Source organism: Yinghuangia sp. YIM S10712, assembly GCF_051388935.1.
Classification (GTDB): domain Bacteria; phylum Actinomycetota; class Actinomycetes; order Streptomycetales; family Streptomycetaceae; genus Yinghuangia.
In genome coordinates this window covers 1-1,117 of record NZ_JBPKBI010000073.1, presented here as the reverse complement: position 1 = coordinate 1,117, position 1,117 = coordinate 1, and the positions used below count along the sequence as shown (strand labels likewise).

The 1,117-nt window shown below is 68.5% G+C and carries 2 protein-coding genes; both read left to right on the top strand.

The window, feature by feature from the left end; translation table 11 throughout:
* Positions 1-54: 54 nt before the first annotated feature.
* Entirely contained in the window at positions 55-558 is a 504-nt protein-coding gene (locus tag ACRX5W_RS33250; protein ID WP_436792124.1) for a winged helix-turn-helix domain-containing protein, read from the top strand.
* A complete protein-coding gene (locus ACRX5W_RS33245; protein WP_436792123.1) occupies positions 507-1,082 on the top strand; it encodes an IS630 family transposase in 576 nt (191 codons plus the stop codon). Before ACRX5W_RS33250 ends, ACRX5W_RS33245 begins: the two co-directional genes overlap by 52 nt.
* Positions 1,083-1,117 lie beyond the last annotated feature (35 nt).

Here is a 1,117-nt window from a genome sequence, read left to right as displayed (position 1 = left end):
ACTGATCTTTGTGGGTCCAGTTGACGGTGCGTCAGGTGTGGGCATATCCCGTGTATGGGGTACTCGGGGATGACTCCGGCGGAGCGGTCTCGCCGGGAGGATAAGCGGTTGAGGGCTGCGGTTTGGTTCGCGGAGAAGGTGCCGCAGGCGGAGGTCGCGCGGCGGTTGGGTGTCTCGCCGCAGGCGGTGTCGAAATGGCACAAAGCATGGGTGGACGGCGGTGTCGACGCGTTGCGGTCGGCCGGCCCTCCGGGGCCCGCGCGCCTGGTGTCGGACGAGGAGTTCGCCGAGGTCGCGACTGTGCTGGAGGCTGGGCCGGAGGCCTCGGGCTTCACGGGGAAGGTCTGGACGCTCGCGCGGGTCGGGCGGGTGATCACGCAGGTGACCGGGGTGGTGTACGTGGCGCCGTCGAGTGTGTGGCGGCTGCTGAGAGCGCACGGCTGGTCGCTGCAGCGGCCGGCCCGGCGTGCTCTGGAGCGGAACGAGGAGGCGGTGACGACCTGGCGGTGCACGGTGTGGCCCCAGGTAAAACCACCGCACGCCGGACCGGTGCCGTAGTCGTTTTCGCAGATGAGACCGCGTTGTCGCTGCTGCCGCCGGTTCGTGCGACCTGGGCGCCGCGGGGCCGGACCCCGGTGATCCGTGTGCGGATGGGGAAGCGCCCGAAGACGTCGCTGGTCGGCTGGTGCTGCTACCCGCCGACAGGGCCGCCGAGGTTTTTCTACCGACTGGTTCCCGGCTCGGTGAACGACCGCGAGTTGATCCGGCAACTCCCCGGCATTCATCGGGCGTTGGGCCGGCCGATCATCCTGATCTGGGACAATCTCGGCAGTCACCGCAGCCGCCGGATGCGCGCGTTCGCCGACCGGACCGACTGGCTGACCCTGGTCTTCCTGCCGCCGTACGCGCCTGACCTGAACCCGGTCGAAGGCGGCTGGGCGCACCTGAAGAACGGGCCCCTGGCCAACCTCGGTGCCCGCACCCTCGACGAACTGGTCGGCGTCGCCCGCCAAGGACTGCGGCACATCCAACGCCGACCAACACTCCTCAACGGCTTCCTCGCAGGAACCGGACTGACCTGACGAAACATCAACAACCCAATTCGCAAAGATCAGTA